Source organism: Fibrobacter sp., assembly GCF_045601785.1.
In the GTDB taxonomy this organism is placed as follows: domain Bacteria; phylum Fibrobacterota; class Fibrobacteria; order Fibrobacterales; family Fibrobacteraceae; genus Fibrobacter.
Genome location: NZ_JAZSAF010000013.1, coordinates 81733 through 102738, shown reverse-complemented (window position 1 = coordinate 102738; position 21006 = coordinate 81733). Strand labels below are relative to the sequence as shown.

Annotated in this window: 14 protein-coding genes; 4 read left to right on the top strand and 10 right to left on the bottom strand. The window is 54.0% G+C overall.

What is annotated here, in order from left to right:
* Positions 1–6: 6 nt before the first annotated feature.
* Positions 7–954 carry a T9SS C-terminal target domain-containing protein gene (locus ACKI61_RS02560; RefSeq protein WP_407456247.1) on the bottom strand — a complete coding sequence of 316 codons (948 nt, stop codon included), beginning with the start codon at positions 952–954 and terminating at the stop codon, positions 7–9.
* A gap of 295 nt (positions 955–1249) precedes the next feature.
* On the opposite strand from ACKI61_RS02560, the gene ACKI61_RS02555 reads away from it, so the two are divergent.
* A complete protein-coding gene (locus tag ACKI61_RS02555) occupies positions 1250–3445 on the top strand; it encodes a cellulase family glycosylhydrolase (protein ID WP_407456246.1) in 2196 nt (731 codons plus the stop codon).
* A gap of 298 nt (positions 3446–3743) precedes the next feature.
* Here ACKI61_RS02555 and ACKI61_RS02550 read toward each other — a convergent pair whose 3' ends face one another.
* From ACKI61_RS02550 to ACKI61_RS02525, 6 genes are read right to left on the bottom strand one after another with little or no spacing between them, the layout of a single operon-like run.
* Positions 3744–4799: a glycoside hydrolase family 18 protein gene (locus ACKI61_RS02550; RefSeq protein WP_407456245.1), complete on the bottom strand. Its 1056-nt coding sequence runs from the start codon at positions 4797–4799 to the stop codon at positions 3744–3746.
* A 14-nt stretch (positions 4800–4813) separates the two neighbouring features.
* Positions 4814–5983, bottom strand: a complete 1170-nt coding sequence (locus tag ACKI61_RS02545; RefSeq protein WP_407456244.1) for a hypothetical protein — start codon at positions 5981–5983, stop codon at positions 4814–4816.
* Positions 5984–5994: 11 nt separating this feature from the next.
* On the bottom strand, positions 5995–8211 hold the full coding sequence (locus ACKI61_RS02540; protein ID WP_407456243.1) for a hypothetical protein: 2217 nt from the start codon (positions 8209–8211) through the stop codon (positions 5995–5997).
* A gap of 9 nt (positions 8212–8220) precedes the next feature.
* Complete coding sequence (locus ACKI61_RS02535) at positions 8221–10572, bottom strand: hypothetical protein (RefSeq protein WP_407456242.1); 2352 nt, start codon at positions 10570–10572, stop codon at positions 8221–8223.
* Positions 10573–10587: 15 nt separating this feature from the next.
* Complete coding sequence (locus ACKI61_RS02530) at positions 10588–13131, bottom strand: hypothetical protein (protein ID WP_407456241.1); 2544 nt, start codon at positions 13129–13131, stop codon at positions 10588–10590.
* Between the two features lie 9 nt (positions 13132–13140).
* Complete coding sequence (locus tag ACKI61_RS02525; RefSeq protein ID WP_407456240.1) at positions 13141–13884, bottom strand: sugar-binding protein; 744 nt, start codon at positions 13882–13884, stop codon at positions 13141–13143.
* Between the two features lie 240 nt (positions 13885–14124).
* On the opposite strand from ACKI61_RS02525, the gene ACKI61_RS02520 reads away from it, so the two are divergent.
* A complete protein-coding gene (locus tag ACKI61_RS02520) occupies positions 14125–15423 on the top strand; it encodes a glycoside hydrolase family 5 protein (RefSeq protein WP_407456239.1) in 1299 nt (432 codons plus the stop codon).
* 503 nt (positions 15424–15926) lie between these two features.
* On the opposite strand, the gene lpxA is transcribed toward ACKI61_RS02520, so the two are convergent.
* Positions 15927–16694: an acyl-ACP--UDP-N-acetylglucosamine O-acyltransferase gene (lpxA, locus tag ACKI61_RS02515; protein WP_407456238.1), complete on the bottom strand. Its 768-nt coding sequence runs from the start codon at positions 16692–16694 to the stop codon at positions 15927–15929.
* Positions 16695–16736: 42 nt separating this feature from the next.
* On the opposite strand from lpxA, the gene ACKI61_RS02510 reads away from it, so the two are divergent.
* Together ACKI61_RS02510 and ACKI61_RS02505 are read left to right on the top strand one after the other, a co-directional pair.
* The gene (locus ACKI61_RS02510) at positions 16737–17840 is read left to right on the top strand and encodes a glycosyltransferase (RefSeq protein WP_407456237.1); all 1104 of its coding nucleotides are present in this window, start codon (positions 16737–16739) and stop codon (positions 17838–17840) included.
* Between the two features lie 10 nt (positions 17841–17850).
* Complete coding sequence (locus ACKI61_RS02505) at positions 17851–19200, top strand: DUF6056 family protein (protein WP_407456236.1); 1350 nt, start codon at positions 17851–17853, stop codon at positions 19198–19200.
* Here ACKI61_RS02505 and ACKI61_RS02500 read toward each other — a convergent pair.
* Positions 19197–20522, bottom strand: coding sequence for a CCA tRNA nucleotidyltransferase (locus tag ACKI61_RS02500; protein WP_407456235.1), 1326 nt, complete (start codon positions 20520–20522; stop codon positions 19197–19199). The genes ACKI61_RS02505 and ACKI61_RS02500 overlap by 4 nt on opposite strands.
* A gap of 14 nt (positions 20523–20536) precedes the next feature.
* Complete coding sequence (locus ACKI61_RS02495) at positions 20537–21001, bottom strand: hypothetical protein (protein ID WP_407456234.1); 465 nt, start codon at positions 20999–21001, stop codon at positions 20537–20539.
* Positions 21002–21006: the final 5 nt, after the last annotated feature.

Genomic DNA, 21006 nt, shown 5'->3' with positions numbered 1-21006 from the left:
GTAATATTACTTCAGCATGATCTGCTGAGAGAGACCCATAGCGCGAACCATGTAGACGCCAGCCTGGAGCTTGGCGAGGTCCATAGCCTTCACGGAGGAAGCGGTCATCACGACCTGGCCCTGGAGGTTCACGATTTCAGCCTTGGCAACGGTCTTGCCGAAAGAAAGGGTACGGCCAGAGAGCTGAGCCTTCAGAGAAGACTGCATAGCCTTTGCACCGATAGCGTCTTCGCTGCTACTATTCGGAGTCGTGGTCTTGCAACCACCACCGAAAGCACCGAAGGACATGATGTTGAAACGACCGGTATTGTCGGCACCCTGGATCTTGAACTTCAGAGCAACGAGCTTCTTGGAAGCGGCATCACCGTCAATTTCGAGACCGCCGTCCTTGGCGCCCCAACCAGCCTGTTCGAACTTGCTCCATTCAAATTCCTTGACTTGACCAGTAGCGCTCTTCGGAACAGTCACAGCCGGGTTGTCATACTTGAGGTCAGCGTCAACAGCGTCGCCGAGACCCATTTCGAGGGCGGCCGGAATGTCAACGGAGTAACCAATGCAAATACCACCCATGCCAGAAGCGTCAGCAGCTTCCATCGGTTCCTCTGCATCCGGGTCGGCAGTACCGGCAATATTGAAGCCAATACCAACGAACGGTTCGTAGGTGAGGGTGCCTGCGCTCAGAGTGAAGGTACCGCACACGCCACCGCAGTGGTCGATGATCGGGTCAAGAGCGGTAGCGTCGTAGAGGTTGCCAGCTTCGACATCCCATGTGATCTTGGAGGCACCGCCATCCTTGTTGTCGTCGTAGGTCCACCAGTAACCGGCCTTTTCGCCACCGGCGTCAAGTTCGGTATCGATCTGATAAACGCCTTCGTCACCATTCCAGGTCACGAAACCGAAAGACATGGAAGCTGCAGCCAGGAAGGCAGAAGCAGTAAGAATTTTCTTGTTCATAATTCTCTCTCTTTTTTGTTTTTGTTGAGCTCAAAATGAGCGGTTTGTGTCTTAATATATCTTTTTTCAACCGCTTTGTCAAAAAAAAAATTCTCTTTTTTGAAAAATTTGATTCATATCACCTTCAAGCGCCCGTTTTTACCTAAAAGAGCGACCAAGATAACAAAAATTTACACCCAACATGACCGTATTCGCAGGTAAACATTATTTTTATTGAACTGCATTCCAATTTTCCTGCAATTAAAGTATTTTTAGACTCGATGGGAAATTATGGGATTTCTATAAGGGAAAAGCTATGAAAATCAAAAAAATTATCCCCAGCCTGCTTGCACTTGCGGTGATTCCCGCCTTTGCAGCAGCTACAGACGCGACCCCCAAACGCGTCGGTCCGGTAAGCTATTACGGCGCACTCCACACCAGTGGTGGAAAAATCATCGGCGCCAAGAACAACCAGGAAGCAGTGCTCCGCGGAATGAGCCTGTTCTGGTCGGACGCTACAGGACGCCCCTACTACAACAAGAACGTCATCAGCTGGGCCGCTCAGAACCTGCCCATGGACGTTTTCCGCTTCGCCATGGGCATCACCTACTACGATAGCGACGGCGGTACCTCCAACAAGCTGGACGGAAGCTACGCCTACAGCAGCGCTCCGGATGGATATGCAGGCATCATCGACAAGATGGTCGAAGCGGCCATCGAAAACGACATCTACATTATTCTCGACTGGCACAGCCACCGCGCCGATAAAAACGAAGGTGGCGTCAACGAACCTCAGTTGGCCAAGGATTTCTTCACCCAAATGGCTGCCAAGTACAAAGATGTCCCCAACGTCATCTTCGAAATCTTTAACGAGCCCCGCCAAAATCAGGACTGGGGTTCCATTAAGAGTTACGCGAACCCTATCGTTTCCGGAATCCGCGCGAGCACCGAAAACCTGGTGCTGGTCGGCACCCCGAGCTGGTCGCAGCTTGACCAATATGGCGGCGTGAGCGGAACAAACGTCGGCTACGTGTTCCACTTCTACGCAGGCACGCACTCGACCGGAACCTATAGCAGCAGAATCACCCAAGCAAAGAGCAGCGGAAACGCCGTATTCATTACTGAATGGGGAACCGTGAATGCAGATGGTGCGGGCAACGCCGATCAAAGCAGCACCAACAGCTGGATGACCTTCATGGACAACAACAACATCAGCAATTGCAACTGGAGCCTTCGCAACACCAAGAGCCGCTACGCGGCCGACGGCAAGGTCGAAACTTCCGCCATGTTCGAAGGCGAAGAGGACCTGAACACCATCGGCAAGCTCAACAACGCAACCTACAGCGCCTCCGGCAAGCTCGTCAAGGCCTACCTTGAAAAGCACGCACGCACCTGGGGTGACTCTCTCGTCAAGGGCAAGAATACCGGCAACTGCGCCTTCCCGACCGCTAACGTAAAAGAAACGGACGGTCAGCTCTCTGTTCTCAAGTCGGGCTGCACCTATGTTTCCAGCAACGAAAATGTCGTCACATCCACCGGTGAAATCAAGAAACCCGGCTTTGTCATTATGACAGACAACAACGGCTCTCAATCCGTGGTCGTCGTCAACGAAGTCCCCAAGCAGACGATTCCGTTCTTCACCGATCTTACCTGTAACTACAGTGGCAGCTGCTCCATTGAACGCGCCCTGTCATACTCCGGTGGCACCGCCAAGGAATGGATTGTTTCCGGCACCACCAAGACCGAAGAAGGCGGAACATTCACCATCACCTCCCTGAACCCTGAAATTGTGACCGTCAAGAAGGCCAACTGCACTTCTTCGTCTTGCTTCAAGATGCAAAACACCCAGGTGACCATGTACGAATTCAAGGGCTATGGCACCGCAAAGATCGTGGCAACGGCCCCGGCCGTAACAGGATACCCTGCCTTGAACGATACTGTCGAAGTGACCTTTAACAAGGGCTTCAACAAGATGACCAACAAGTACAAGGACATCGCGCTCAAAACAGGAGAAACAAAGTCTGGCTACCTTCCCGACCAATCCCTGTACAAGACTCCGGTGACCTACACGTTCAACGACAAGGAAACATCCAGCTATGTTTCTAGAAACGGCACTGACCTGGTAGCAGGCAACGAAAACGCCGTGGTCCTGGTGACCGCCCATGCCCCGGAAGTGGACAACTACCTGGAAATGCACTCTTCCATCACGGTGATCGTGGGTGACAGCTCCCAGGCCGTCAACAAGTCGGAATATCAGACTTCCCCGGTAATCGTCACGAACCCGGATCTTCCGCTCCAGGCCGTCATTGCAAATAACATGCTGGGCATCAACAGTGTCAACACCGAAGACATCCATGTCGACGTGTTCTCCGTGAATGGCCAGAGCGTGCTCAGCAAGACCTTAAGCGCAAAGCATGCCACACTCTCTCTCGCTAGCGTGCCGACTGGCGCCTACCTGATTACTATCAAGCAGGGCATGAGAATCCTGAGCGTCAGGTGGAGCAAGAAGTAATCCATTCTGAAAGCTTTCCCTAAAAGGAGCCAGGCCAACGCCTGGCTCCTTTTTTTACCTGATTTTTCTGCGGCACTTTAACTGCTAACGTTCCGCGCTTCGCTTACCACATGAGATCTCCGAGGGCATGCACGACGCCCAGAACAGGCCTTGGCGTACATGCACAAAACGGGCACAACATGATAGGCGCACACTCCTTTGGCAAGCAAATAAATCTTGCTAGAATGATAGCTATGTATAAAAATGCCCCCGACTCGGTTGTCGGAGGCAATTTCACGCGTCTTACAGACGAAGAAACTTACTTCTTCTTGGGCTTGTAGTTCACTTCGGGGCGAAGCTGCAGGCCAATCGTCACCAGAAGCGAGACAATCGGTTCGTGATGGTCCTGGGAAAGATCGTAGACCGCTACACCGGCCATGCCTTCGCTCTTGACCTGTTCTGCAACGGCCTTCACAGAAGGAATGCCCATGAACACGATCGTTTCGGCATCGCTTACCGCCACTTCGGACTTGGAAGCTTCATCGAAGGTCACCTTGTATTCCGGAGAATCGAACTTGCCCATGAGTTCGGCATAGGTCACGTAGCCTTCGTTACCGCTACCGGTACCCTGATGCGCAGAGCCAAGACCCTTGGCACCGCTCCAGGTTTTGCCGTAAAGGAAAATGACCGGCACGAGCAGGTCGCCGTTCACGCCAGCGCCCTTCACCTTGCTCAGGGCTTCGTCCACAGAGGCGGCGCTCTGGTTCGGAACGACTTCGGAGCTTTCTTCGGTCATCTGGTCGGCCATGAACACATCCACATAGGAAAGACGGTTCAAGGCGTCCGCCTTGTAGGCATCCATGCCTGCGGCAGGGTAAACCACAGCGGTCACCGTAGCGCCCGAAAGGCCATCCACCAGGGCGTTCACCATCTTGGCGTAGTCTTCGGCATCTTCGGCGGTCAGGTTCTGCCAATCCAGTTCCACGCCGTCGCCACCATGTTCAGAAAGCCAGCTGCTCACATTAGAGACAAACGTCGGCAAAAGTTCTTCGGAAGAGGCAATTGCCTTGAGGTTGCCTTCATTTTCCATGCCGCCCACGGAAACAATCAGCTTCACGCCGTTGTCCTTGGACATCTGTGCAAGCGTCTTGAAGTTTTCGGCATCATTTTCGTCTGCAAAGGCGAGCGAACCGTCTTCACCGGCGGCAAGGCCGACATAGTGGATGTCCGTCACGGTATTGTAACGAATGTCCTTCGGATAGAACTGAGAATACTGGCTCCAGTAGGGGTAGAAGCCCACTACCTTGTCTGCAGCGGCCTGGGCGACCACAGCAGCGCCAAGTGCAAAAGTCAAAAGAATCGGTTTGATATTCATAAAATCACCTCATCCTAGTTAATTTCATGCGTAATGCCATTGTCGTCGGCACAGTAAAGCTTTGTTGCCGGGTAGACTTCGGGGTCGTACGGAGCGTTTGCCTTTTCTGCTTCAGTACAGAGGCGGTATGCCCAGCCATGTTCCCTACCAAAAATTACGTACTGGTAGGCAACGGCAAACATGTCCACCTGGAATTCCTTCAGCTTGGCATAGTCGTCGGCCACGCCGTACAGATTCAAGGATTTCAGGACGTTCAGCTGTTGCTTCGAAAGTCCGCCTTCAACCGGAAGCTGTTCAGTCACCGTTTCAAGCGTCACCTGGATTCCCTTTGCGGAATCAATCGACATCTTTTCATCGATGGCAAGATCAACCAGGAGAGTCGCATCGGCAGTGGACCAGGAATCCTTGGTCTTGATACCCTTGCTTTCGATGGTCATTCCGTCGGCCACTTCGAATTCAACCAGGAGCGTGCTATCGGCAGTCGTCCAGGTCTTGCCGTCTGCAGACTCGTACTTGTAGCCAGTCACCTTGGTAATCTTTCCGTCGGTCACGACTACGGAGCCCTTCATGGCAGAATCCGCATCGACAAGGATAAACTTGTAAAAAGCGTCAGTCGCCTCCACCATAAGTTCAGTCGTATCCTTCTTGTAGTCGTACCTGTAGCCAGTCACCGCGGTAATCTTTCCATCGGTCACGACAATGGAGCCCTTCTTTGCAGAATCTGCATCAAAGAGACGCATCTGAATCTTTGTGGCGCTGGTCGAATCATAGATTTCGACCTGAACCGTGTCCTTGGGAACATCGTAGGTGGTGTCCCTAGTCGTAGAAGTCCAGGCAGCCGCCCAGGCAGCCTCGGTAAAGCCTGCGAACATCGGATCGACCATAATCTTGTGGAGCAAAGCCGTGTCGCCAAAGTATGCAGCCGTATCGGCAGCCTTGATGGAGTCAAAGGCAGCCGTTGTTTCTGCGGCCTTGGCATCTTCTTCCAACTTGGCATTGTACTTCGACACGAAATCCTTGACCTGAACGCGCACCAGTTCCGGATGCAGGTTCATATAGGTGACATCAGAAAAGTCTTCGGGGAAGTTTCCGGCCAGGGCGTCTTCTTCATCGACAGACATCGAGGAACAGCCTATCAGTGCAGAGGCCACCGCAACAGAGAATAAAAACTTGAAATTTTTCATTGCATTACCTCTTAGAAGTTCACCGTTACATCGGCGATAATGACGTTCTTGTCAATGGAGAGTTCACTGGGAGTCTTCTGCATAACGGCTTCTCCGGTCGCTTCATCGACAACCAGGTTGCCTTCGCCGTCAAGCACGTAGCTTGCCGCATTGAATGAGACCTTATCCGTAAGCATTCCATACTGCACCGAGAGGTAGGAGTTCGGAGCAATCTTCACGCGCGGACCAACCAGGAGCAAGCTTTCTTCGGCCTTGGTGACTTCGGCAAACTTGGACACCGCCATCGGAAGGCCAAACTCGCGGGTCGCCATCTGGTAACCGGCCAAGAAGGAGAGCGGGCCAATCACATCGACATTAAGACCCGCCATGATGCGGTCGTTCTTGCGCTGCATGTTCTTGTCTTCTTCGGCATGGTCGTAGGAGCCCTGGATCTTGATCTTGCGATCGAGTCCAATGATGCGGCCCACATCTGCACCAAGACCGACAGCATAACGGGTGTACTTGTTCTCTTCGAGAACTGTTTCGCTCTGGGTCATCATGGTGAACAAGCCGTTCAGTTCCACAGCGCCCTTCCAGGAAATGTCGAAGTTGACATTCAAGCCCTTGCGGTCAGGTGTTGCCACACCAAAGGGCAGCGCCATTTCGTTGATGGGGTCCATGCTGGCAAGGTTCTGCTGAGCATTGCGGATGTCGCGCAGCTTCAGCACATCGCCATTGTAGGCGTTGCGGTAGAAGTGGGCGTTCTTGTAGTTGTTGTCAAGACGGTAGTACATGTTGCTCGATTCGGACTTGTCCGTGAGCACGTTCGTCGCGTTCGACGTCATCAAGTTTGTCGCATGCAGCGGATTGGAGTTGTAGACCGCCATGTAAATGTTTTCGAGGCTGGACATGCCGAACTGTCCGACAAGAGTCGAATAGCTGGAATCCCTGTAGAAAGCATTCGAGTTGAACACCACCGTACCGCCACGGTACACCGGGCTAGACGCCATTTCGCTCCAGAACTTTTCGTTGTTCTGCAGGTACATCACCTTGACGATACCTTCGATATCGCCGAGATTCAGCTTTACGAAGGGTTCCACATAGAAAGCCTGGCCGTCGAACTTTTCGACTTCCGTTTCGTGGACTTCCTGTGTCGTTTCAGTTTCCTTGATCCTAAGGTAGCCAAACGAGGTATCCACCGGGTTTACGACAGCCGGGTCGCTCTTGTACTTGTATTCGTCAATTGCGTATGCCGTTTCAACGGCCTTCTCCATGTAGTCGCGGTCCAGAGTCCACCAGCTCTTGGCAAATTCGCCGTTCAAGCCGAAGCCGATGGCAGATTCGCCCATCAGGTCCTTGGAATCGAATCCGAGTTCCACGGAAAGGATGGAGTTGTCTTCGTAGTAGACCGTGTCCTTGTTACCAATCTTGCGAGAACGACGGCTCTTCGTGCGGTCAAACACGTCGGTGTAGTTCACGCCGAGGTGGCCGCCAAAGGCATCGCCTCCCAGGCGCAGGCCGTAGAAGTAGCGGTCGGAGAAATCGAAGTCGAAGAACACCTGGTCGAGCTTCTTGGCCGTGTTACGGATACGGGCGCCCGTCACCTGAGCGTGGATATCGCTCATGGGGCCAACCTGTCCGCTATGGAAGTCGGCATTGAGGCCCTGCATCAGGCGGCGGCTCGTCGTATCGAGATTACGCATTGCCAGGGCTTCCACACGCTTTTCGGCAAAGATATCCGGTTCCTGCAACATGGTCTGCTGCGGAGTGTAGACCGTATAGGGCGTATAGCCAACGCGCATGTAACCCAAGTTGAAGTCCAGGTGCTTGTTCAGGATAGATCCATCGTAGCTGAACCAGTGACCAATCACCGGGTTGTTGTTTTCGTCGAAGCCACTCTGCCAATCCTTGTGCAGGCGCACTTCCAAGTGGATTTCTGTTTCGGAGCTCGGACGGGCCGTGAGAACCAGGTTTGCATCGGTGAACATCTGGTTTTCCTGCGTCGGGGACTTTTCGGTCCCGTTGGAGCCGTCGCTGAACTGGTCGGACTTCGCCATGGAGGCAAGGCCACCGGCCTTGAGGGTTCCGTTGAGCTTAAGCCCGAGAACAGCTGCATTCAGGGAATCAAGCTTCTGCAGAAGCGTTTTCTGCTGGGTCTGCACTTCGTCTTCAGCGAAGGCGGTTGCTGCGGAGAACAGGATGGCAGAAGCGAGAGCGAAAGAAATTTTCTTGTTAAGCATCATATTCATACCCTCCCATTAAAATTCCACATTAAGGGAAGCTTCAATAATAAACTGCGAGAACTCATGCGTGTAAGAGACATTTCCTTCCGGATTGGTATAGTAATCTGGCAGGTTGTCCGCCTTCAAGCCGCTGACTTCAGCCCGGGCAGCCGTTGCGGCTTCTTCCGTCGCTTCAGGATTAGCGAGCAGTGCTGTATTGTAGGCGGTGTTATACACATTGCTCAAGTTGTATTCGTTCTTGACGTTGATGGTTCCAACATTAATCGCAAGCCATGTGGTGGGGGCGATGTTGTAGTCGAAGCCAACCATCCACTGCATCTGCTCACCCTTCATCAGAGGGGCCGGTTTCGGAACGGGGATGCCGACATTTTCGTATTCAGTGGTAATCATCTGGAAACCGGCATTGATACCCAGGCGCGGCAGGTACTGCACATAGAGACCACCGTTGATGAAGTCGGACTTGAGCGTGCTCGTTTCATCGGCCAAGCCGAGATCAGCCCAACCATCGGTATCCAGGGAGCGTTCGGAATGCTTGTAGGAACCAGAGAGTTCAAGCGGCTTACTGAAGCCAAGCATCTTGAAGATGTCCACCTTGGCGCCACCGCCAAACTCGGTGAACTTGGCAGCCTTGTAGCCAGCCACGGACGTTCCGACAGAAGATGTTCCGTCTTCGTTGTCGACGATGTAGTGCTGTACAAGGTTCTGACCCTTCACCTGGTTGAACATGCTGAAGAGTCCCTGCACTTCGGCGAAGTCCTTGATGTTTGCAATCAGGTTCATGCGGGCACCCACACGGTTGGACGTTGCAAGGCCGTTCGGGAGTGCAAGCTGGAGAGCCGGATCGCTGAGCGTTTCAAGGAGCGCAAGCTGGTTACGCGTATAGACGTTCGAAGTCCAGGAGTTCTTGTTGTAGTTTTCGATATTGTAGCTATTGACCTTACTGCTCTTGAATGCGTTATCGTCGGTAGTAAGGGTCGTTGTTACCGGGCTAAACTTCGGGCTGAAGTTGTAGAGAGCGTCGAAGGAAGAATACAGCGGAGAGTTCACGCCGTACTTGACCGTCTGACCGTCCTTGTCGGAGTTCTGAATGCGCTGGGCAAAGAAGCGCGGAGACTGTGCCAAGTTGTTGAACCAGTTGCTGTCGTTCATGACGAAGTCCACGGCAAGGCGCACGCCAAAGGCATCGGCCTTGTAGCCCAAGTTCGCATTCACGAGCATGGCCATACCGCTCAAGGTTTCCTTGGAGAAGGTATCCAGAGCCAGGGACTTCATTCCATTCTTGTCTGTAGAATAGACGAGATTGCCGTCGTCGTCGTATTCCGTGGCAATGACGGAATCCGGCGTATAGACATCGTCGTTCGACATCGCAAGTTCACCCATAAGGTCGAGCACCAGGTTGTTGCTACCAACGAGCGATGCAATGTCGGCGCCAACGCGGCCGCTCACGATCATCGTCTTCTGCGGATTCAGTTCGTAGGGGTTGATGTCTTCGCGTTCATAGGGCAGCTTCACGTTGTTGTCGGGATGGCGCCAGGTGTAGCTGTAGGAATCTTCGTTGTCGAAGATGAACATCGGGGTGGCACCCACATACACGTTGCGGTTCAGCGGCAAGATTTCGAAGTTACCTGCCAAGAGGAACTTGTCCATGTTCGCAGACTGCGATGCACCCAGAACCGTGTCGCTCGGCAAGATATTGCCCTCGGCACCGGAAAGGTCCAGAACCGCCGTACGGTTGATGCGTGCAAACATGGCTTCGGCGCGGATTTCTCCAGCGGGGCCAGGGACCTGCGTGCGGAACTGGAGGTTCACGCCCTGCAAGTTGCGCTGGTTGCCTTCGATCAGCTGCTCCTTCTCGGCCATGTAACGCTTGCGAGCGAAGATTTGCGCTTCGTACATGATGTCGAGATCGGGCAAGAAGAGGGTCAGCGGAGAATACTGCTGCCTAAAGTCACCAACAGTCCAGTAGAAGCTGTTGCCCAGGTTGCCTTCGGCATTGAGCCAGGCGACAGAGACTGTCTTGGCGGCCGAGGCGAAGTATTCCTGCATGCCAGCACCCAGACGAATCATCGCGTTGGCGCGGACATTTTCCCAGGGGCGGAAGCCAAAGTTCAAGTCAGCCGTTACGAATTCGTCTTTTTCGACATTCGGCTTGTCGTTGAGGCCCGTCGGATCGTTATCCGTATTGAGTTTGGAAGACTGTGCGACAGCACGAATGCTACCGGTGAGTTCAAGACCGCGCTTTGCATTGATGGAGTCCACCTTGCTTTCGAGCAGTTCCTGATTCTCTACAACCGAAGCTGCAGAAGCGGCCATGGAGGCTGCAAGGATAACAGCAAAAGTCTTTTTCATATTCATAGTCTTTTTCATTTTCAGCACCCCCTATTAGAACCAAGCCTTGGCTTCGGCTGAAATGTAGTGGGAATGCCAATCATTCTTAGAAATAAGCTCATCGGAATGGGTCATCCACTTGTAACGCACATGGAGACCGGCACGGTCAGCAAAGTCCCAGTCAAAACCGATACCGATTGCGGTTTCAAGGTAGTTGATCGGGGCCTGTTCGTAGTAAAGGGTGTTATACAGCAGGGACGAGGTCTGAGAACCAACCCATGTCAGGTTCGTCGCCTTGTAGGCGTAATCGGAACGGAAGGTTTCGAGGCCCAAGATGCCGAGCACATGGAAGGAAGGCGTCACAGCGACCGCCGGTTCAAACTGGCCGTAGAAGCTCCACAGGAGCATGTCGGACTGGGATTCGCTGTAGGCAATCGGCGCAATCGTCGTCGAGAGGCCAGAAATTGCGGCATAGCCCGTCATCATGATGGTGCGGTCGGTACCGAACCAGCCACCGATATCGTAGCCACCCATGAAGGAGAGGAAAGAAGACCACTTGGTGTGCGACGGGATTTCACCCTTCTGGATCTGTTCGGTGGTTTCGTAGGCCGTGAAGGATTCCCACATTTCCCAGGTTCCACCGTAGAGACCGCCCTGCTGGCGGTACTGCTTGATACCCTGGTCGTAACCCACGATGGTACCGGTACGGGCGACGTAGGCAGCACCTTCGGCGTTACCGGAGTCAGCCACGAACAAGGGCTTGTGCTTGGTCCAAGAGTTGGAGCTTTCCCACATGTTGCGGCCGTTCAGGCGGTAGTTGAAGAAGATGACATCCTGGCCGTCTTCGATCTGGCGGTGCAGACCGTACTGCAGGTCAAAGTAGCCACGGTTGAAGGTCGGTTCGAGCTTGAAGTTAAGACCGGCCATGTTCGGGGAGTAGCGGAGCGAACCACCGTTCAGGTAGGCTTCGTCCTTGCGCCAGCTGTTGAAACGGGACGGGTTGCTCAAAGAATACGGAGAGTAGAACTCCTTGGGAAGGAAGATGGCTTCGACCGTGATGGGCCAGCCTTCGATATGCTTGGACTGAGCCTTGATGTAGACACCCACCTGCGGAGTGTTCATACTGGATTCGTTTGCATCCGACAGGTAGCCGCTAGACGAGATGGTGGAATCGTAGTCGGCGGCATCGGCGGTCTGGAAGAACTTGACCGAATCCGTCATGCTCAAGGCCACATCGGCCATCAAGAAGAGCTTCGGGGTGATGTTTCCCTTCAAGTCGATAGAGGCAACGTGCGTATTGAGAATCACGGGGCCCACATCGGAATACTTGATCCACTGGTTGCGGAATTCCTTTTCGTAAATGATTTCGTTGTCAAAGACGACGCCCATGTAGTTAGCACCGAGCGTCAGGTTGTCGGCAATCTTTTCCTTGGCGATACGGCCGTGGTAGATGGAACCGCGGAAATCGTAAGCACCAGTCATTTCGAGCTGACCCATCAAGCCACCGTACATGCGCAAACCGTCGCGGGTACCGATGTCGGCGTCGGCCGGCTGGGACAAGAGGAACTGAGCCTTCATGTTGAACGGAAGCTGGTAGGCATTGGCAAACACGCCGCCGAAGCTGCGGTTGGTCCAGAACGCACGGCCACCTTCTTTAACCGGCTTAAACACCTTTTCCTTATAGTAAGTGGAAACGGTCTTTTCGTCTTCAAAGAGTTCGTACTGCCAGGCAAAGCGCGGGTTCGTTTCGCGTTCCCACATGGTAAGGGGAGATGCGTTTGCCCAGATAACGCCACCGGCCGTCACATAGGCGCCAAAGACGCCCGCACGGATATCCACGCCGAAGTTCATTTCTTCGTTCACGGTCGTGGTATAGTAGTCCGTGGAGTGGTCGAACAGGACATGTTCATCCTTGTTGTCGGGCACCATCGTCGGGTTCTTACCCAGATTGTTGGTGAAGATACCGGACAGGTCGAACGGGAAGCTCATGTTCGTCCAGAGGGTCATGTAGGAGTTCGGCATGGCCACGATGTTCATGTTGAGCACAGCGTCAACAGAAGTGCGTGCCAGGTCGTTCCTGACCCAGGGGCTCGGTTCGGAATAGTGGAAGTTCTTGAGGCGGAAGGCCATGTAACCGGAGACCGCCAGCGGCAGATCGTCCTTGCCCATAAGGGTCGATTCCATGTTGTTGGAAAGGGTGTCGATGCCCTCTTCCACGTTGGCCATCTGAGTCTTGGGGTCAAGACGAGAAGAAGCGTTCACCACGAGCGGCTGGTAGGGGCCGTTGTCGGCGGGCTTCGAAAGGTCGCGAGCAGGAGCTTCGGCCACCGGTTCTTCGGCAGGTGTTTCTGCCGGAGCTTCGGCGACTTCTTCGGCCGGTTCAGAAGCGGGGGCTTCTTCGGCGGGTTCTTCGTTGGAGCCATCCTCGGCCGCCGGTTCGGAGGATTCGGCAACAGATTCTTCGGGCTCGGAAGCTTCAGCACTCTCTTCGACAGCCGGGGCAGACTCTTCGGAAGAGACTTCTTCGTCGTCAAACTGAGCCAAAGCTAAAGACGTGCAGCAGAGCAGAGTCGTAAAAAGGGTAGGTAGTTTGCGCATAAAATCCTCTTAAATCTCGTTGCGGAACGGATAGTTCATCGGACCTTCGTAAGCCTTACCGTGCTTCTTGATCACGATATCGTCAATCCAGACCTTGAAGGACTCGTTTTCGTCTTTACGGACTTCGAGACGGAATCCCTTGAAGTTGCTCCAGCTGAACGGCAACATGACTTCGCGGGTATTCTTGGCATCCCAGTACACACCCGTCGTACCGAACAACTTCAGCGGGATGCTGAAATGCTTCCATTCCGTGGTAATTTCGCCAAGGCTCTTGGAACGGAGCTTCACCTGCAGGGATTCGCCACCGCTCTTCACGCCGTCGTCCACCAACACGAACAGGGCGTTTTCGCCACCCTTGGCCCCCTTGATCCAGAATTCCAGGACGCCTTCTTCGAAATACGGGGTCAAGTCGACAGAACCGGCGATACAAATGGCCACGCCGGAATAATCGCTTGCGATAAGCTCAATTTCCATGGAAAGGGCACCTTCCATGGCATACTTGTCCGTAAGTACCGGTTCGGGGTTTTCACGCGGGTACTGGTAGGTATAGCCACCACCACGCGGAATAGCTTCACGCATCACGACGGACACGACATCCTTGTCGGGCCTGAACGGCTTAGCCTGTTTAGTGACAAAACGGGACTGGTCGCGGTCGCGGTAGTCGCTGAAACCATAACCAGCAAAAGAGAAAGACGCTAAAAGGAGTACGCCCAAGGCGCACACCCAGCTTGCTTTATGCGGATTTACGTTCATAATATCTAAAATTCTCCAGATACGGACGGCTACAATATAGCTTGTTTTTTTTGTTCGTGAAAAGAGCGACTTGCCAAATTAAAGGCGAATCGAGACACTTCATCCCGAAAAACCTTTTTTTTTGCGTTTTTTCGCGTTTTCGCCAGTAAACACATTATTTTTCAGATCGATAGTCCAAAACAAAAAAAAAGTCTAATTTTTGAATGTAAAATGAACCGTAACAAATTTTAAGAGGTCCATATGAATTTTTACCGACTGTCCGCACTTGCCCTCGTCTGCAGCATGGGTTTTGCCGCCTGTTCTAGCGATAGCAAGCACGAAGCCGTGGTCGCCCCCGACGATGAAGAAGAAGTCAAAGCCGTCGCCATAGACTACTCCCTAGGCCGCGCCATGAACAAAAGGCTCGGAAAGGGCATCAACCTGGGAAACGCATGGGATGGGGAATCCTACTGGAGCTGCGGAAAGCTTGAGGCAGGAGATTCCTTCACCTATACAAACCTTTCCGGCGAGACCAAGGAAATCGTTCTGTCCAAGAGCGAAGCAGACTCCTATGTTCTTCCGGCGGAGCGCTACAACTTCGGCTGCTCCGACAACCTGGACGCAGGCTGGGGAAGCGCCATCAGCGACGACTATTTCCCGATGCTCAAGGCAGCCGGTTTCAATTCCGTCCGCATTCCCGTGCGCTGGCAGCACAATTCCGACCCCGTTTCACACAAAGTAAATCCTGACCGTATGGCGGGCGTCCTGGACGACGTGCAAAAAGCCATCGACGCAGGCCTTGCCGTCGTGATCAGCTTCCACTGGTACTACGAAATCATGTTCGCCGCGAACAACGCCACAAAGTACCCCGATCTCTACGAAGCCGAGAAGGTCCACTATTCCAGCATCTGGACCGAAGTGGCAACAGCGTTCAAGCACTTCCCCGACACCATGCTCGTCTGGGACATTCTCAACGAGCCCACCATCATATCCAAGGAAACGATGAACGAAGTGATGACGCTTGGCTACAACAGCATCCGCGCCGTAGACAAGAACAAGACCATCATGTTTGAATCCTACCACGCCGCAAAATTTGCCGACCTGGATGCTCTCACACTCCCGCAAGACGGAAACATCATCTATTCCGGCCACTACTACGAACCGTTCGCATTCAGCCACCAGGGCCATCAGGCGCAGTACCCCTGCGTCGGCGACAACGCCTTCAAAAACTCGGCAGCCATCGACCTGAACAAATATGTCAAGCAGGCAACGACCCTATACCCCGATGTGAATGGCGGACACGTTCCAATGAACATGGGCGAATTCGGCATTTCGGGCGGCGGAAAGTTTGCAACCGACTGGGCCTGCGACAAGGACAAGGACTGGTCGGTTCCCTCTGCAAGGATGAAGGCTGAATGGGCCAAGATGACCATCGAGGCTGCCGAAGCAAACGACATGTCATGGCACTACTGGGGACTTGCCAAGGTGGGCGGGTTCGAAGCCTACGACAAGAATAACGGCACCTGGTACGAAGGCTTCCCCGCCGCATTCGGGCTTTAAGAGTTCCGTGAGCCGTAAGCGACTCATCCTTATGAGTCGTGGCGGCGAGAGAACTGGCTCCAGAGTAAGGACTCCGTAGAATTTAGGCAGTTCGGTCGTTCCGTGAGCCGTAAGCGACTCATCCTTATGAGTCGTGGCGGCGAGAGAACTGGCTCCAGAATAAGGATTCTGTAGACTTTAGACAGCTCGGTCTTTCCGTGAGCCGCAAGCGACTCATCCTAATGAGTCGTGCCGGCGAGAGAACTGGCTCCAGAGTAAGGACTCCGTAGAATTTAGGCAGTTCGGTCGTTCCGTGAGCCGTAAGCGACTCATCCTTATGAGTCGTGGCGGCGAGAGAACTGGCTCCAGAATAAGGATTCTGTAGAATTTAGACAGTTCGGTCGTTCCGTGAGCCGTAAGCGACTCATCCTTATGAGTCGTGTCGGCGAGAGAACTGGCTCCAGAGTAAGGACTCCGTAGAATTTAGGCAGTTCGGTCTTTTTTAGCCAGTTCGGTCTTATATTCTACGGGCGGACGAGAGTACCGCCCCAGCGTTCGTCGAAAAAGGCTTGGAACAAAGGTTCCGGGCCTTTTTTCAATTCCTCGATGACTTCGGAAACAGGACGCGTGCCACGGTATAGTTCGCGGTAGGCCCGCGAAAGCGCCTTGATGCGTTCTTCGGGGAATTCATCGGGGTGAAGCCTAAGCGCATGCAGGTTCAGCGCCCCATAACGGATGGGATTGCCCGACGCCTTGGTGCAAGGGGGCACATCGCGGTCCACCTTGTGGGTGCCACCCACGAAAGCGTAGGCGCCCACCTGATTGCGCTGTTGGATGGCGGTGACACCGCCGATAGTTGCGTACTCGCCGATGCGCACATGGCCACCCAGCTGGCAGCTGTTTGCGATGACCACTCCTTCCCTGATATCGCAATCGTGGGCGATGTGCGAATACGCCATGACAAGCACCTTATTTGCCACACGGGTGCAGCCGCCCCCCTGCACCGTACCGCGGTTAAGCGTACAATATTCGCGAATCGTGCAATTTTCGCCAATTTCGAGACGGGTGGGTTCGCCCGCGTATTTCAGGTCTTGCGGAGGGCCGCCCAAAATGGCGCCATCGTAAACATGCGTATTTTTTCCGACCGAGACCCCGCCGTAAACATGCACGCGGGATTCAAGGACGACCCCTTCGGCAATCTCTGCACCGGCATCGACAAGGCACCAGGGGCCAATAACGGCCGTCTCGTGGACTTTGGCTTGCGGGCTTACAAATGCGGAAGGGTGAATCATGGGCAAGAATATAGCAATTCCACATTAACTATATTTTTCCACATGGGTGGTATTATCATCGCGAGCCTTACCGCATTATACGTGCTGTTGTTCCTATTCTTTATTATAGGAGTTATCCGCACGCACCGTTACAGGGGCCCGAAGGCTACTCCGAGTGTCACGGTCGTGGTGCCGATGCGAAACGAAGAGGAATTCGCCCAGCGCACGTTAGAAGCGCTCGCCGAACAAGATTATGTGGGCGAATGGGAAGTAATTTGCGTCGATGACCGCTCCACCGACTCCACCAGGGAAATTCTCGAGAAGTTCGCGGCGACACACCCGAAATTCAGGGTACTCAGCCTTTCACCTGATTTACCGCAGATAGCAAGCCCCAAGAAGCGGGCGCTGGAAAGCGCTTTCAAGATTGCTAAGTACGAAGTGCTTTTGACCATGGACGCCGACTGCATTCCTCGCAAGAGCTGGATTACCGCGATGGCGGGAAGATTCACTGACGGGATCTGCATTGTGCAGGGGCCCAAGCAGAACAACGGGAGCCGCACGATGCCGCACCTTTACCAGAAACTGGAAACGCTCGGCTACACCGCCATGGAAGCCGCCGGATTCAGCTGGGGACACCCCATCGTAGCAAGCGCCGCCTGCCTCGCCTACAAAAAAGATTTGTTCTTTGCCGTGGGCGGTTTTGGCGACCTGGTAAACCTTTCGAGCGGCGACGACGATATGCTCATCCACAAGATGATGAAAATCCCGGGCACCAAGGTCTGCTACAACCTGGACAAGGACGCCGTGATCGAAACCGCCCCGGTGCATACCTGGAAGCAACTCTTTAACCAACGCGCCCGCTGGAGCAGCAACGGCACCAACTACGAAAGCAAGGCGTACGTCTTGATGCTCACGCTGATTTACACCTACTACATCTGGATGTTCATTAGCCCCTGGTGCGTGCTCTTTTTGGATTGCCCGTGGCAATGGTGCGTATTCAGCATATTGCCGAAGGTGGTCGTGGACTTTGTGTTCCTGATGATCGCCTCGTGGAAACTGCATTCCAAGCGCAAGATGCTCGCCTTCATTCCGACCGAGATCATTCAGATTCCGATGATTGTCTTTGCAGTGCCCGCGGGCATCACCGGGATGTTCCGCTGGAAATAACGGAGGCGGCATGAACAAGGCCACGCTCCGCGTCTTTGCCCTGGTGGCGCTCCTTGCGCTAGGCGTATTCTGCAAGATAAACTACTCCGACGGCGACGACGCCATCTTTGACGACATGGTACGCTCGATGCCGTACCTTGAATACATCAAGATGCGCTACCTGACATGGACGGGGCGCATCGGCGGAGAGACGCTAGTCTACCTGCTTTTTAGCCTTGGCATTTGGTTCTGGCGATTTGCAAACGCCGTCATGGTCGCCGCGGTTCCGATGCTAGTTTTGCTGATCGTAAAGCAGCTGCAGCCCGCCGAAGGCATCGCCGAGAAGGAATCCCTGTGGCAGGCGCTTAGGCTTCCGCTGCTGATATGCGCAGGCTACCTGCTGATGGACATCGTCACCTGCGGACACGCCGCAGTCTGGGTAAACGGTTCCATTTTCTACACATGGTCGTTTGCACTAGCGCTGCTGTGCATCTACCTGAACCTGCATTTTCTGAGATCGGGCACTGTTTCTGCGAGGCAAGGCGCCCTGCTGCTCCCGGTACTTTTTTTTGCAGCGGCATCCATCGAGCAAATCGGAGTTATTCTCGCCATATTCTTTGCAGGAATCCTGATTTACCGCAAACGGCAAAAGAAGACTCTTCCCGCAGGAATCCTTGTGGAAATCGCATTCCTTATCACGACCTTGGCCGTCGCGACGGCAGCTCCCGGAAACATGGAAAGAATTTCACAGGAGACCTCGTCGTGGTTCCCGGGCTTCGCGGAACTTTCGCTTTCGGAGCGGGCTTTCATCTCGACGCAATGGTTCCTTTCTTCGCTTGCAAACGAAGGCAAGCTGTTCCTCGTTTTCATCTGGATCGGAAGCCTGCTTGTTGCACCAACAAAAGGCAAGGTGGACATTACCCTTTCTGCAATCTTTACCGCCATAGCTCTTTTACCCTTCGCAGGGGTGCATGCACTCTCCGACATGGGAATCGACTACATCAACCCCGCCATTCCCCCTACAGTATTTCCTTCGTTTGCCAACGCGACACCGATGAACCTCATCGCGATGGCCTGGTGGCTTGGTGCGACTGCATTTACATTCTACATGGTCAACAAGTCGATGAAGCTGGGCGGTGTGGCAGCCCTTGCAGCCGCCCTGCTCTGCGAAGCGATGATGTTCTTTACACCCACGATCTACGCTTCTGGGGAACGGGTGTTCTTTGTGACGGACTGGGTGCTGACCGCGATGATTGCGACTCTTTTTTTGCGGATTCCTTCGGAAAAAGGGAAAAACGCCTTCTTTGCCTCACTCTGCTGCATGGCGCTTTTCAACTTGGCGACACAGATTCCGGAATTACTTGCAAAGTTACACGGCTAGCGATTGCTTGACAACGACGCAAGACAGCTGCGGACCCAGGCGATAGCATCGGCTTCGCCTGCAATTTTTCCGTCGAGCTGAAGCTCGAAGCTTTTCTTGATGATTTCGCCCATCTGCTTTCCAGGCGCAACACCCAAGTCCATAAGCATCTTTCCGGTAAGGTAAGGTTGCGGGGCAGTGTCGAGCAGGTTATACTCCGAAGCAACACGCCACAGCCTGTCAGCAAAACATTCCCTATCGGCGGAGTCGCCGAAGTAGCTGCCAGGGGCGCATTTCACAAGGAGGCACAGCTGCTTTAAGCCGCCGAGCCGGACGGCGAGGCGGCGAAGCGATGGGATATCACCCACAATGGCTGTAGAAAGACCGCTGAACGATTCCAGAAGTTGCGGCACGACCTTCAGCAGATGCGTTTCGTTGGTGATACGCTCCAGGAACTGAAGCGACGTTGACGGACTTCCGCAAAGGAGCGCTGCAAAGGCAAATTCCATCGACTGGGCTTCGGACAGTCCTTCGCTTTCCGCGGCAAGACCGCGGCGCAAGCTCTCCATGCGGTCGAGGATTGTTCCGAGAGTTTCCCAGGAGCCTTCGAACGGATGAATCTCGGGGAAGTATTCGTTGAGCCTGATATCCAGAAATGCGTGGAGCCCAAGCGAAGGCTTGCCCGGTTTCAGGAGCCACTTCTTGAATTCCTCGAAGAGACGCTCCACGGACAAGTCATCAAGCGAAAGCGTGCGGCAAAGTTCAACGGTATCGGGAGCGAGCGTGCAGCCGAAGCGGCTTGCAAACTGCACCCCGCGCAGAATACGCAAGGAGTCTTCGGCAAAGGCGGGCCCCACATGGCGCAGCACATGTGCCTTCAAGTCGTCGATGCCACCATAAGGGTCACAGAGCGTCAGTTCCGGCAGCTCCATTCCCATCGCATTGATGGTGAAGTCGCGGCGGAGCGCTGCTTCTTTAAAGGAGAGCTTTTCGTCGGTATGCACCACGAAACCGCGGTGACCGTAGCCCACCTTGCTTTCGGTGCGCGGAAAGGAAAAGTCAAGCGACAGCCCCTTCATGGCCAAGTGAATGACGCCGAAGGCCTTGCCCACTAGGTTGGTGCGGCCATACTTCGAGAGTATTGGCACCAGGGCATCCTGCGACATGTCGTAAACTTCGACATCGTAGTCGCGGCAGGTTTTGCCCAGGAGCGCGTCGCGGACCCAGCCGCCCACCAAGAAAGCGCGACCACCCGCTTCGCGGATGTCGCCAGCAATTTTGAGAAGACGCCCCGGCAAATCCGGTTCGAACCACTGCCCCGAAAGTGTCTGCAACTTTGCCATGGGTGCGTGACCGCCTACTGGAAACTACCCACGTCGGCAGCAGAAGTGTCTGCGGCAGAAGCACCGGCAGACGCCGCGGAAGAATCAATCGCCTTGGCCGTATCGGCAACGGAACCGTAGCGGTCGTAGATGCTCACCGTCTTCTCGCTAGAAGAATCCTGCAACGCCTTGGTTACAGAAACTTCGCCGTCGTCGCCGGCCTTCGTCGAATCCGTAAGTTTCGACTGCGTCGTATCCGATGCGGCAAACTTTTCGTAGATGCTCTGGCGCTTGGCAGCTCCTTCCGCCTTCTTCTGCGACTCCTGCTCGCGGCAGACGCGCAGCTCCTCTTCCATATAAGCGCGCTGGTCCGGCGAATAGGTCATCGTGTTCAACCGGTATTCCATTTCTTCGCAGACAAGCCCCTGGCGCTCCCCTGCACAGGAAGCCATCAGGAGCGCGGCCGATACAGACCCTATGGCAAAAAGCACTTTCTTCATAAGCC

Coding starts and splice junctions, on each gene's coding strand:
- ACKI61_RS02560 (WP_407456247.1), bottom strand. CDS start 954: ATGAACAAGAAAATTCTTACTGCTTCTGCCTTCCTGGCTGCAGCTTCC.
- ACKI61_RS02555 (WP_407456246.1), top strand. CDS start 1,250: ATGAAAATCAAAAAAATTATCCCCAGCCTGCTTGCACTTGCGGTGATT.
- ACKI61_RS02550 (WP_407456245.1), bottom strand. CDS start 4,799: ATGAATATCAAACCGATTCTTTTGACTTTTGCACTTGGCGCTGCTGTG.
- ACKI61_RS02545 (WP_407456244.1), bottom strand. CDS start 5,983: ATGAAAAATTTCAAGTTTTTATTCTCTGTTGCGGTGGCCTCTGCACTG.
- ACKI61_RS02540 (WP_407456243.1), bottom strand. CDS start 8,211: ATGAATATGATGCTTAACAAGAAAATTTCTTTCGCTCTCGCTTCTGCC.
- ACKI61_RS02535 (WP_407456242.1), bottom strand. CDS start 10,572: ATGAAAAAGACTATGAATATGAAAAAGACTTTTGCTGTTATCCTTGCA.
- ACKI61_RS02530 (WP_407456241.1), bottom strand. CDS start 13,131: ATGCGCAAACTACCTACCCTTTTTACGACTCTGCTCTGCTGCACGTCT.
- ACKI61_RS02525 (WP_407456240.1), bottom strand. CDS start 13,884: ATGAACGTAAATCCGCATAAAGCAAGCTGGGTGTGCGCCTTGGGCGTA.
- ACKI61_RS02520 (WP_407456239.1), top strand. CDS start 14,125: ATGAATTTTTACCGACTGTCCGCACTTGCCCTCGTCTGCAGCATGGGT.
- lpxA (WP_407456238.1), bottom strand. CDS start 16,694: ATGATTCACCCTTCCGCATTTGTAAGCCCGCAAGCCAAAGTCCACGAG.
- ACKI61_RS02510 (WP_407456237.1), top strand. CDS start 16,737: ATGGGTGGTATTATCATCGCGAGCCTTACCGCATTATACGTGCTGTTG.
- ACKI61_RS02505 (WP_407456236.1), top strand. CDS start 17,851: ATGAACAAGGCCACGCTCCGCGTCTTTGCCCTGGTGGCGCTCCTTGCG.
- ACKI61_RS02500 (WP_407456235.1), bottom strand. CDS start 20,522: ATGGCAAAGTTGCAGACACTTTCGGGGCAGTGGTTCGAACCGGATTTG.
- ACKI61_RS02495 (WP_407456234.1), bottom strand. CDS start 21,001: ATGAAGAAAGTGCTTTTTGCCATAGGGTCTGTATCGGCCGCGCTCCTG.